Below are 9,895 nucleotides of genomic sequence, written 5' to 3' on the forward strand. Positions count from 1 at the left end.
TCGAGTAAGCCAGCAAAGTCAATTTTTTTGCTCGGAATAAACCAGCCTAGTTGTTCCGCATCGATATTACCCTTGCCCTTAAAAACTTCCCGAGCATTTTTAAAAAATTCCCCCGTGAGCGTAAGTTCCGCGTTAATAATGTCTTTTTGGGATTTGTTATGTGCCGTTCCTCTTTTATAGTTTTCTAATATCAGTTGAAGTTTTTTGTCTGATGCCCTATTTTCACTGTCCTGCACCGAAGCAGTGTCATTATTTAGCAAATTGACGAAGTTGCCTGCTTGCTCAATCAAACCACTTGTATCGAACCAGGCAAATTCGAAGTTTCTTTGGCGATAAAAATCTATATACATTGTTTCAAAATCCTTGTAAATAGTATCTCTTTCGATAAATGCGTGGATGTCCGCACTGTCTAGAAATAGATTATTGTAAGATGTTTTAGGTGTAATGGATGTATCGATGGCGGCCCTTTCTTTCTTTTGATTGTGGCAACTAGAGATACCAATGAATATAGAAAAGAAGAAAATGCAATGTATAACTTTACGTGTCGACATATAATTAGAAAGTTGTTTAATGTAATAATAATACCGCGGCAACCAGACCTGCTGTTTCAGTGCGAAGGCGCGTTTCACCTAAAGATACCGGAATATATTTATGTGCCTTACTCAGTGCAATTTCATGCGGTGAAAAGTCGCCCTCCGGACCTATAAGAATGATTTTACTTTGCTCAGTTTTATTTGTTGGCAAGATAGCCTTTTCCGCATCATCTGCACAATGCGCTATATATTTTTCTGCATAATTTTCTTTAGAAATGACTTGTTCGAAACTTGTTAACTCTGAGAGTTGAGGTAAGTGCAATTGTTGACTTTGAAGCATCGCGGATATTAAAATATGATGTAATCGTTCATACCTTATGTTGAGCCTTTCGGAATGCTCGCATTGCATTAAAATTATTTTTGTTACCCCTATTTCCGTAAGTTTTTCCAGAAGCCATTCCATTCTAGCGCTGTTCTTGGTAGGTGTAATAGCTATACACAGATTTTTTCTATCGGATGGAAAAAACTTCCTGTCAAGCATTTTTACGGAACAATTTTTTTTGTGAGCAGATATAATTCGTACCGTAAGCAGGTTGCCCAAACCATCTGTTATGTGCAACCTGTCACCTATTTTCATTCTTAGTACCTGTACGCAATGTTTACTTGAATTTTCACTCAAATTAAAAGTGGATAAATCTTTAGCTATTTGGGGTTCGTAAAATAGGGGTAATTGCATTTGTAAAATAGTCAGTTAAAACTATGGTGGAATATTTTAAAATAGGTTTAAAGAAAGTATAGGCCTCAGTTGGGCTCAATCTTCTGATCAAGATAATTTGTATTAAAGTCCTTCAGCGGGTTTTAATACAATTATATCTTTAGGATAAAAATAGGTTATCAAATTCCATTTAATCTTATATTTTTCTAAGGTAAAAGAATTTTCGGAATCAACAACGGCGCGTATTTTAAATAACGTTTTCTTTATCGGAGCATCCACTTGCCATGTTGTAATTTTTTATATTAGACTTTATTTGAATCGTAAACATCATATAATTTATTATTTCTTTCATTTTTGGATTGGCTATTTATCCCCCAAAATGAAGGAGAGCGCATAACACGCGTTAAGAAGCCGCATCGAGCACAAAAATAGGATGTAGTTTCACTTTAAAGGGATTTTTGAAGAAGATTTCTTCAAATCGGTGCCAACAATGGGAATCTTCACTTAGATCTATGTAAAAAAGTCATTTTGATATTTGCATTATTCCCGTTTTGCGCCATTTTGTGTTTACTTTTATTTAATTTAACCATTGGCATTTTAATTGAAATTGATTCAGCCTAGCTTTAGGTAATATTAAAGCGACAACTTGACTTTACGAAAATACAATATATGACAAATAATAGTATTCTATTTCAAAATAATGACGATAACGAATTTCTACCTATTTTACCAATGAATGAAATAGATGCAGAATTAGAAAACTTAGAAGTACCGGAAAATATTATTTTGCTCCCGTTGAGGAATATGGTACTTTTTCCCGGAGTCGTTATACCCATTACGGTGGGTCGGGACAAAAGTATCAATGCCGTAAATGATGCATATAAAGGCAACAAATTGATTGGTGTCTTGGCGCAAAAGGATGTGAACATAGAAGAACCCTCTGCGAAAGATCTGACCAAAGTGGGGACGATAGCTAAAATAATTAAACTTATAAAAATGCCGGATGGGGGAACGACCATCATTATACAGGGCAAAAAAAGATTTAAAGTTAAAAGTATAGCGCAGGAGGATCCTTATTTTAAAGCGGCCGTAGAAGTTTTGCAAGAAGCACCATCGCCTGAAGACGAGGAATTTTTGGCACATTTAAGTAGCATTAAAGATTTAGCTACACAAATAATACAGTTGTCACCCAGCCTTCCTACAGAGGCTTCGATTATTTTGCAGAATATAGAAAATCCGGGCTTTTTGATCAATTTTGTAAGTAGTAATCTTAATAGCGAATTACTTGAAAAACAAGAGCTTTTAGAGATTGATCTGATAAAAGATCGGTCGCTTCGTCTGGTAACTCTTTTACAAAAGCAATTGCAATTTGCTGAGTTAAAAAATAAAGTAACGAATAACGCTCGTAATGAAATAGATAAACAACAACGCGAATATTTCCTGCAACAACAGCTCAAAAGTATTAAAGATGAGTTAGGTGGTGACAACAATGACTTAGAAATTTCGGCAATGAAAAAGCAGGCCGACACTAAAAAATGGCCAGAAGCAGCCAAAGAGTTGTTTAATGCTAATATTGCAAAATTAGAGCGCATGCACCCCAGCACGCCAGACTACTCAGTATTGTACAATCATACAGACTTTATTTTGAATTTACCTTGGGACGATTTTTCGAAAGATAACTACGATTTAAAATATGCTGAAAAGATTCTTAATCAAGACCATTACGGTGTGAAGAAAATAAAAGAACGAATCTTGGAATATTTGGCCGTGCTAAAATTAAAAGGCGATATGAAAAGCCCTATACTTTGTTTTGCGGGCCCTCCAGGGATCGGTAAAACTTCACTGGGGAAGAGTATTGCGAATGCGATGGGGAGAAAATATATTCGTTTAAGCTTGGGTGGCTTGCATGATGAAAGTGAAATACGCGGCCATCGCAAAACCTATATCGGCGCTATGCCGGGTCGTATTTTGCAAAGTATTAAAAAATCAAAAACCTCTAATCCTGTCATTATTTTAGATGAAATAGATAAAATTGGTAGTGAATATAAAGGAGATCCTTCTTCTGCTTTATTGGAAGTTCTTGATCCTGAGCAGAATAACACGTTTTATGATAATTATCTGGAATTAGAATATGATTTGAGTAAAGTGCTTTTCATCGCTACTGCCAATAGTATTCAAAACATACAACCAGCATTGCGCGATCGATTAGAAATTATCAATCTGAATGGATATGCTATTGAGGAAAAAGTAGAAATAGCCAAGAAGTATTTGGTTAAGAAACAGAAAGAAGCGCATGGTCTGGGTAAAGAAAAAATCAAAATTAGCGACAAGGTTCTTGAAAAGATAATTGAAAGCTACACACGCGAAAGTGGCGTACGTGAATTAGACAGGCAGTTAGCAAGTTTAATGCGTAACCTTGCTAAAAAAGTGGCCTTAGAAGAAGAGCTTCCTGCTTCTATTACTGAAGAATTTACCCAAGAGGTGATGGGCAAACCGCGTTTTTCTAATGAGATATACAAAACGGCAAATATGCCGGGGGTAGCTGTAGGGTTGGCCTGGACCTCAGTAGGGGGGGATATTTTGTTTATTGAAGCCTTGCTATCTGAAGGAAAAGGAGAGCTTAAACTTACCGGCAATTTAGGAGAGGTAATGAAAGAAAGTGCTATGACTGCACTGAGTTATGTAAAGGCAAACGCAAAGAAATTGGGGATTGATATAAACGACTTTTCCAAGAAGAATATTCATATTCACGTGCCCGAAGGAGCCGTACCCAAAGATGGCCCGAGTGCCGGCATTACTATGCTTTCAGCAATCACTTCGGCTTTTACTGGCAAGAAGTTGAAGCCATTTTTAGGAATGACCGGAGAAATAACGCTGCGTGGACAAGTATTGCCGGTTGGTGGCATAAAAGAAAAAGTACTGGCGGCAAAAAGAGCAGGCTTAAAACAATTGATTCTATGTGTTGAAAATGAAAAAGACATTCAGGAAATAGATGCTACATTTATAAAAGGACTTCAGTTTCATTACGTAAGAGAAATGGAAGAGGTATTGGAATTTGCCTTAACGAAATAATATCAGATAAGCGAGATTTATTTTTTGTTTTATAAACAGTATGTTATAACTTTGAAAACGTTATTAATTTAATAATATTACATATAAGATCATTTTTTATATAAACTTTTCATGTTGGTTGTTTTAAGGGTTATAGTTCCCACATTTCTATGTGGGAATTTTTTTTGAAATTAAATGAATACCATTCGTGCAATTTTGTGTATTATTGCGTACCGGACAACAATAAATAACTATAGATGTATCCTAATTTATATTACCTCTTTCAAGATTTGTTTGGCGTAAAAATTTCTTTTTTGAAAGTTGTCAACTCTTTTGGTTTTTTTGTAGCGCTGGCATTTTTAATTACAGCATGGTTTATTTCACGCGAATTTAAACGCCGCCAGGCGTTAGGTTATTTTACTTATAAGGAGAAAATAATAACTGTTGGCAAGCCTGCTTCTACAGCTGAATTGTTTTCAAATTTTTTACTCGGATTTGTATTGGGATATAAAATATTGGGCATTTTCTTCATTAAATCCGCCCTCGCTAATCCGCAACAATTTATATTTTCAGCTAGTGGGAATGTGCCGGTGGGGATATTAGTGGGGATTATTTTTGCGTTTTTAAAATGGAGAGAAAAACACAAACTAAAATTAGCTACGCCGGAACAAAGAACATTGCGTATCTGGCCAAGTGACAGGGTAGGAGATATTGTTATTATCGCTGCTGTCGCTGGATTTATTGGCGCTAAAATATTCGATAATCTCGAAAATTGGGATCGATTTATTCAGGATCCCTGGGGGAATTTGTTTTCTGCAAGTGGACTTACTTATTACGGAGGTTTAATATTTGCTACCATCGCCCTTTGGTATTATTTCAGTAAAAATAAAATGCGTTTTATCAATGTCGCTGATACTATAGCTCCGACATTGATGCTTGCTTATGGATTGGGTCGTATTGGTTGTCAGGTGGCAGGTGATGGAGATTGGGGCATTATTAATAGCGCATATCTTTCTGACTCTAACGGAAAGTTGAGTTTGTGTACAGCTGAACAATTTAAGCAAGCGGCTATTATTTTTAAAGATCATTCAGAGCAATACGGGATCGTTGGTGAAATACAACATGCGGCTTTCAAAGGAGTCAGTTGGTTGCCGGACTGGCTATTTGCCTACAATTATCCTCACAATGTAAATAACCAAGGAATTCCCCTGGCTAATTGCACTTGGGGAGACTATTGCAATTATTTGCCGTTGCCAGTATTCCCGACACCTTTATATGAAATTATTATGTCGATTCTGCTATTTGCTATTTTATGGTATTTTAGAAAGAAGATTACCTATCCGGGCAAAATGTTCGGCTGGTATCTTATTGTGAATGGTGCGGAGCGTTTCTTGATAGAACAAATTCGTGTAAATACTAAATATGATATTTTGTTTCATCCCTCGCAGGCAGAAATTATATCATTGTTATTAGTGGTGGTGGGTATCCTATTGGTAACGATGGCTAAGAAGTTTTTCAAGCCACTTATACCAGTCATCAAACCTAATTAAGATGAAGTTTTTGATTATCCGATTCTCGTCTATTGGAGATATTGTCTTAACTACACCAGCTATTCGTTGCTTGCGCAAACAATATCCCAGAGCAGAAATCCATTTTCTTACAAAAAAAAAGTTCAAAGCAGTTACGATCGCTAATCCCTATATTGATAAATTTCACTATTATGATGATAACTTTTCAATACTGAGAAGGGAATTAAAGGCCGAGCATTTCGACTATATCATTGATTTACATAAGAACCTACGAACACTGCGTTTGTGGTTTTCACTTCGGACCAAATGGCTTTCTTATCAAAAGCTCAGTATCCAGAAATTTCTTCTGACCAAGTTACATATTGATGTAATGCCCAGAAAACATATTACGCTGCGTAGTCTGGAAACACTGGAGACATTGGGTGTCGTTGATGATGGATTGGGGTTGGATTATTTTATTCCCGTAGAAGATGAAGTTCCCTGGAATACATTACCCCTTACCCATAGGGATTATTTTGGCGCCATGGTAATTGGTGCTTCTTATTACACCAAAAAATTACCGGTCGATAAACTGATAGAACTTTGTGACAAAATAAATGCACCAATTATATTGTTAGGTGGAAAAGAAGATTTTGTGGAAGGTGAGAGGATCGTAGCAGGAAGCAAATCTACGCTTGTTTTTAATGCTTGCGGCAAGTTTAGCTTAAATGGGTCTGCTGATTTGGTTAAAAAATCTTCCTGGGTTATTTCACACGATACGGGGCTTCAATATATTGCCTGTGCATTTCAAAAATCCGTAATGGCCGTGTGGGGCGGCACTTCACCCAAGTTGGCCGTGGAACCCTATTATGGCACAAAAAAAACCGCCTTGTTCAAAAATTTTATCGTGCCTGATTTGCCTTGTCAACCCTGTTCGAATTTTGGAACCAAAACTTGCCCAAAGAAGCATTTTAAATGCATGAAAAATCAGGATACAACTTCGATTGCACAACAGTTAGCAGAAAACTATAGTCGCTAAAAGATAGTTTTTGGATAAATAAGTATTACACCCATTGGGCCTATTTTTCTAAATTTGTGTTTCACTTATCTTTATACAAATAATTTAAAATGAAATTAGTAAGAAGTATTTTTACTTTGGCTTTTAGCACGTTTCTCTTGCATGCCAATTTTTGCCAAGCACAGACTGTACAACAAATTCAAATAAAATCTTTTGCATTACAATCTTCCACTCAAATTAAGGAAGGGGGTAAAGAACTCTCTAATCCTAATTTTGATTCCAAAATCCCATGGTTTAAGGCGACTGTCCCCTCTACAGTTTTAACCGCATTGGTGGCAAATCATGTATACCCGAGCCCTTATATAGGAATGAATAATATGTTGATCCCTGATGCCTCCGATAGCTTTAATGCGACATACCATTTATCTAAATATTCTTATTTGCCCAATGTGAAAAACCCATGGAAAGACCCTTATTGGTATCGTACCGATTTTAAGGTAGCGAAGGCAGATAAAGGGCAAACTTTTCAATTAATATTCGATGGTATTAATTATCGCGCAGAAGTTTGGCTAAATGGTCATTTGATTGCAGACTCTTCTGAAATGGTGGGTATGTTTGCCAAATATAATTTTGATGTAACAAAATTTATTAATTACGGGGATAAAAATGGGTTAGCTGTAAAGATTTATCCGCTTGATTACCCTGGTAAGCCGGATTCGGCGCAGTTAAAAGCATTGGGATCTTTCTTTCTAAATGGTGGTCCAACCGGAGATATCGGAAAAAACGTAACTGAGCTCTGCTCCGTGGGTTGGGATTGGGTACCCGCAGTAAGAGACAGAAATATGGGCATTTGGCAGCCTGTTTATCTACGAAAAACTGGTTCTGTTACTTTTGGCCAAAGCAAGTTAGTGACAGAATTGCCCAATTTGCCTGATACTAATATGGCTAAAATTGATTTACAATTTGATTTAAATAATCATTGGAATAAAAAAATAAATGGGGCTATTAAAATTAGTATAACTCCAGAAAATTTTAATAATCAATCAATTAGAAAAATATCATTTACTCAAAATATTTCTATAGACGCTCAATCTTCCAAAACAATTAAATTAAATGCAAATAATGTAAAATCTTTGTTGGTGAAAAACCCTGCGTTATGGTGGCCCAATGGTTATGGAGCACCTAATTTGTATAGAATAAAAATGCAATATGTAGAGGAAGACAAGGTTTTGGATGATACCAGCTTTGTCTTTGGTATTCGTACAGTAAGCTCATCTTTAAATTTTGTTAATGATTACGCACGCAGATATTTTTACGTGAATGGGAAACGCATACATCTGGTAGGCGGTGCGTGGGTGCCTGATATGATGTTGAATAGGAATGCTACCCGATTTGACTATGAAATGCATCTTTGCCAAAATGCCAATCTGAATTTGATAAGAATCTGGGGTGGCGGTATTACGCCGCCTGAACCATTTTGGGATGCGGCAGACAGACATGGCATGTTAGTGTGGAATGACTTTTGGGTAACCGGTGACACACAAGGTGAATTTAAAGGCTCACCTGACTATCCTTTTCAGGGAGAGGTGTTTGTACGAAATATGCGTAGCTCTATTTTAAGTATTCGTAATCATCCAAGCCTATTGGTTTGGACAGGGGGAAATGAAGGGCATGCCAGAAAAGAACTTTATGATGCAATGCGTAAATCAATTATTGAATTAGATGGTACAAGGCCTTTTATACCAAGCTCTTCTGGATATGCAAAGCTACCAAAAGATTGGCCTCAAGCGTGGCCGGATAATCTACCTGCCGGCGTGTATAGTGGCGGCCCATACCATTGGGAAGATCCCAAGGATTATTATGCTTTAGCTGACGCGCAAAAGGATTGGGTATTCAAAGATGAAACAGGGATTCCGTCGCAACCGCCTTTAAATACACTAAGAAAGGTGATTCCCAATCTTGTTTGGGATACCCTTTTACCTTTTCCGATGAATAATGTTTGGGGCTATCATGATGCATGTACTGGCGCTGGGATGTACGATAAATATTATCAAGATATGGTTGTAAGATATGGACAACCAATGGATATTGATAGTTTTTCTAATAAAATGCAATTAATGAACGCGACCGGTTATCAGGCAATTTTTGAGGCGGCTAATTCTAAAATAAGTCAAACTGGAGGCGTAATGCTATGGAAATTAAATGCTGCTTTCCCAAGTGTGATTTGGCAAATTTACGATTGGTATTTATTACCGAATGCTGGTTATTATTTCATGAAAAACGCTTGTGAACCTATTCATATTCAATTCAATCGGAATGATTCTTCGGTTGCCGTAATTAATAGAACCCGGTTTAATTCTAAAAGATATCTGGCTGAAGCCGATGTATATTCAGTGGATGGCAAGAAGGAGTTTCATACTTCTGGAAAAGTTTCCGATATAGCCTCCGATGATGCCGCATTCGCGTTGTCGCTAAAAAGCTATTTGCAACAAAACCCGAACTTTTGTTTTATTGATTTGCATTTAAGAGATGAGGCCGGTGAAATGGTTTCAAGAAATATTTATTGGACTGCAAAAGACAATGATTATCAAGCATTAAATAAAATGCCGACCGCGAAAATTTCAGCGAACATAATAAGCATAGCGAGACAGAAAGGCAGCGAATCATTTAGCCTTCAAATAAAGAATATTAGCAAACAAATGGCGTTTTTCACTCGGCTACAATTAATACAGCACGGGGAAGAAGTGCTGCCCAGTTTTTGGTCGGATAATTATATTTCGCTAATACCAGGTGAGGCACAAATATTAACAGTAAGGGTACCTTCCTCCTTATTACTCAATAAGCCAGTTAACATTATTATATCCGGATGGAATAGTGTTAGTCAGAAATTGAAGGCGCAGTAAAAGGGAAATATCTTATAGTAATAGAGTAGAGAAAAGCGGATCAAACATATCCGCTTTTTTCCAGGATGTTAACAATATTAGGGTAACTATTTTTGAGATACTCTGCAGCTACAGTTTTAGAGACCCACTCAATTTGGTTAATATCTTCTTCGGTTTGAGGAACAAGC

At 36.8% G+C, this 9,895-nt stretch carries 5 protein-coding genes and 1 pseudogene; 4 read left to right on the forward strand and 2 right to left on the reverse strand.

All coding sequences use genetic code 11. The annotated features are described in order from the left end of the window. Positions 1-551 (reverse strand): annotated as a pseudogene (locus ACQR30_RS15200) (hypothetical protein); the annotation flags it as partial. Positions 552-567: 16 nt separating this feature from the next. Beyond that, entirely contained in the window at positions 568-1,269 is a 702-nt protein-coding gene (locus ACQR30_RS15205; protein ID WP_429736610.1) for a 16S rRNA (uracil(1498)-N(3))-methyltransferase, read from the reverse strand. A 648-nt stretch (positions 1,270-1,917) separates the two neighbouring features. Between ACQR30_RS15205 and lon the strand changes: the two genes are divergently transcribed. From lon to ACQR30_RS15225, 4 genes are all read left to right on the forward strand, one after another. Further along, positions 1,918-4,320: an endopeptidase La gene (gene lon / locus ACQR30_RS15210; RefSeq protein ID WP_429736611.1), complete on the forward strand. Its 2,403-nt coding sequence runs from the start codon at positions 1,918-1,920 to the stop codon at positions 4,318-4,320. A gap of 236 nt (positions 4,321-4,556) precedes the next feature. Beyond that, positions 4,557-5,849 (forward strand): prolipoprotein diacylglyceryl transferase, encoded by a 1,293-nt coding sequence (locus ACQR30_RS15215; RefSeq protein ID WP_429736612.1) that lies wholly within the window; start codon positions 4,557-4,559, stop codon positions 5,847-5,849. A gap of 1 nt (position 5,850) precedes the next feature. After that, entirely contained in the window at positions 5,851-6,846 is a 996-nt protein-coding gene (locus ACQR30_RS15220) for a glycosyltransferase family 9 protein (RefSeq protein ID WP_429736613.1), read from the forward strand. An 89-nt stretch (positions 6,847-6,935) separates the two neighbouring features. After that, the gene (locus ACQR30_RS15225; protein ID WP_429736614.1) at positions 6,936-9,728 is read left to right on the forward strand and encodes a glycoside hydrolase family 2 protein; all 2,793 of its coding nucleotides are present in this window, start codon (positions 6,936-6,938) and stop codon (positions 9,726-9,728) included. The last annotated feature ends 167 nt before the right edge of the window (positions 9,729-9,895 follow it).

This window comes from Arachidicoccus sp. (genome assembly GCF_050436765.1).
GTDB lineage: Bacteria > Bacteroidota > Bacteroidia > Chitinophagales > Chitinophagaceae > Arachidicoccus.

Coding starts and splice junctions, on each gene's coding strand:
- ACQR30_RS15205 (WP_429736610.1), bottom strand. CDS start 1,269: ATGCAATTACCCCTATTTTACGAACCCCAAATAGCTAAAGATTTATCC.
- lon (WP_429736611.1), top strand. CDS start 1,918: ATGACAAATAATAGTATTCTATTTCAAAATAATGACGATAACGAATTT.
- ACQR30_RS15215 (WP_429736612.1), top strand. CDS start 4,557: ATGTATCCTAATTTATATTACCTCTTTCAAGATTTGTTTGGCGTAAAA.
- ACQR30_RS15220 (WP_429736613.1), top strand. CDS start 5,851: ATGAAGTTTTTGATTATCCGATTCTCGTCTATTGGAGATATTGTCTTA.
- ACQR30_RS15225 (WP_429736614.1), top strand. CDS start 6,936: ATGAAATTAGTAAGAAGTATTTTTACTTTGGCTTTTAGCACGTTTCTC.